This is a genomic window from Rhizobacter sp. P3_B12, from assembly GCF_056402895.1.
Map to the genome: position 1 here is coordinate 1 of NZ_JBFUGN010001065.1, position 2,005 is coordinate 2,005.

The 2,005-nt window shown below is 66.1% G+C and carries 1 protein-coding gene and 1 pseudogene; one reads left to right on the plus strand and one right to left on the minus strand.

Annotated features, from left to right (window positions below):
- Positions 1-86 precede the first annotated feature (86 nt).
- A complete protein-coding gene (locus tag AC1D01_RS32105; RefSeq protein WP_477873555.1) occupies positions 87-1,385 on the minus strand; it encodes an ABC transporter substrate-binding protein in 1,299 nt (432 codons plus the stop codon).
- 242 nt (positions 1,386-1,627) lie between these two features.
- Here AC1D01_RS32105 and AC1D01_RS32110 point away from each other — a divergent pair.
- Positions 1,628-2,005: pseudogene (locus tag AC1D01_RS32110) on the plus strand (metallophosphoesterase); the annotation flags it as partial.

A 2,005-nucleotide genomic window follows, 5' to 3' on the forward strand; every position in this document is an offset into this window, starting at 1 on the left:
GGCGGGCCGAGCGCCGGGCCGCCCCAAGCCGGCCCGCATCCCCTCGGGGGATCGGTCGGCGTACCCGCCGACCGAGGGGTCGTCATTTACTTCTTGAAGTAGCCGCCTTTTGTCATTTCACGTTCCGCGGCGGTCTGCGAAGTCTTCAAGGCCTGGTCGACCGTGACCTTGCCCGACAAGGCCGCGCTCATCTGCTGGCCCACTGCGATGCCGATCGCCTGGAACTCCGGGATCGCCGCGTACTGCACGCCCACGTACGGCGACTTCGGCAGCGTGCTGTCGTTCGGGTTGGCGCTGTTGATCGCCTTCTGCTCCTCGACCGCGAACTTCGCGACCTTCTGGAACTCGGGGTTCGCGTAGGTCGACTTGCGCGTGCCGGTCGGCACGGTGTGCCAGCCCGAGCTCTGCGCGATCAGGTTGATGTAGTCCTTCGACGTGGCCCAGGTGATGAACTTCTGCGCGGCATCGGCCTTCTGCGACGAGGCGGGAATCGCGAGGTTCCACGACCACAGCCAGTTCGCGCCCTTCGGCGTGACGGCCTGCGGCGCCTGCGTGAAGGCGACCTTGTCGGCCACCTTCGACTGCTTCGGGTCGCTGACGAACGAGGCGGCGATCGTCGCGTCGATCCACACGCCGCACTTGCCTTCGTTGAAGAGCGCGAGGTTCTCGTTGAAGCTGTTGGCCGACGCGCCGGGCGGGCCGTACTTCTTCATCAGGTCGACGTACTGGCCGATCGCGTCCTTCCAGGGCTTGGTGTCGATCTGCGGCTYCCAGCTCATGTCGAACCACTGGCCGCCGTAGGTGTTGACCATCGTCGTCAGGAAGGCCATGTTGTCGCCCCAGCCCGGCTTGCCGCGCAGGCACAGGCCGTACACGCCCTTGGCCGGGTCGTGGATCTTCGAGACGATGTCGGCCATCTGCGTCCAGGTCGGGTTGGCCGGCATGGTCAGGCCCTTGGCCTTGACGAGATCGTCGCGGTACATCGTCATCGAGCTCTCGCCGTAGAACGGTGCGGCGTACAGCTTGCCATCGAGCGACAGGCCGCTGCGGATGGCCGGCAGCAGGTCGTCCACGTCATAGGCGGCGTCGGTCTTGATCTCCTTCAGCCAGCCCTTCTTGCTCCAGATCGGGGCCTCGTACAGGCCGATCGTCATCACGTCGAACTGGCCGCCCTTGGTGGCGATGTCGGTGGTGACGCGCTGGCGCAGCACGCCTTCTTCGAGGGTGACCCACTTCAGCGTGATGCCGGGGTTGGCCTTCTCGAAGTCCTTGGTGTGCTTCTGCATCTCGATCATGTGGCCGTTGTTGACGGTCGCGATCACGAGGTCGGTGGCATGCGAAGACGTGGCCGCCACGACGCCGAGCGCGCCAAAGGCCAGAACCATTGCAGTCTTGTTTGTCATCTGTGTCTCCATCGTTGTCGAACTGATGCGACGTGGTGGGCCACGTCCGCAGCCGCAACGATAGACGTATGCCTTTGAACGATTTGGTACTGCCCCTGCCAAGGCCTGTACTTTGTTGCATCGAACGGCCCGGGTTTTCCAGGATTTCGGGAACAGGGGTTGTGTTGAGATGGCGCAAGCCAACCCCATCTGGTGGGCTTCCCCCTCGCTCAGGACGGCCTGCCATGTCATTTCCGTTGCTTCCGGTGGCCATGCTGGCTGCCTTTCATGCCTGGATCGGCGTGCGCCTGCTGGGCGTGCTGCCCGGTCCGTGGGGCGTGGCCGGTGTCGGCCTGTTGATCGGGCTGTTCCTGCTGGTGCTGTCGGCTGCGAGCCCGATCCTCGGGCGGCGCGCGGCGACGGGGGCGCTGGCCTGGGCCGGGCTGATCGCGATGGGGTTCTTCTCGACGCTGCTGGTGCTGACACTCGGGCGCGACGTGGCGCTGCTGGCGTGGGGCGGGTGGAACCTGGCGACGGGCGGCGGGCCGATCCCGCTGACGGCGCTGCAGGTGTCGGCGCTCGCGGTGCCGGCGCTGGCGCTGGCGCTGCTCGCGAGCCTGCTG